This is a genomic window from Monashia sp. HAY1-2A, assembly GCF_056755315.1.
The window spans coordinates 1-264 of the sequence record NZ_JBNDHY010000473.1; the positions used below are offsets into that span (position 1 = coordinate 1).

Annotated in this window: 1 protein-coding gene; it reads right to left on the reverse strand. The window is 59.8% G+C overall.

Going from position 1 to position 264, the window contains the following annotated elements:
• Positions 1-219 (reverse strand): hypothetical protein (locus tag ACPYOM_RS22755; RefSeq protein ID WP_481347704.1); only part of this gene is annotated, 219 nt, incomplete at its 3' end.
• Between the last annotated feature and the right edge of the window lie 45 nt (positions 220-264).

A 264-nucleotide genomic window follows, 5' to 3' on the forward strand; every position in this document is an offset into this window, starting at 1 on the left:
GAAAAGGTAAACGCCGTAGCTGACGCGTCCGATGGCGACGATGGGCGGGAGTTGTAGCAGGCGCCAGGGGGCTCCTCGCAAGCCTGACGAAGCATATCCGACGAGCATGACGAATGGTACGAGGGGCGAAAGTTCCGCGCCGATCCATGTCAGCCATTCAAGCGCGGGTGCCATGGGGACTGATTTTAGCCACAGGAAAATGATGGCGGCGGCAGTCAAGGGAACGCAGCTTAGCCGCATCCATTTGTGGCCAAGCGTCGGTAG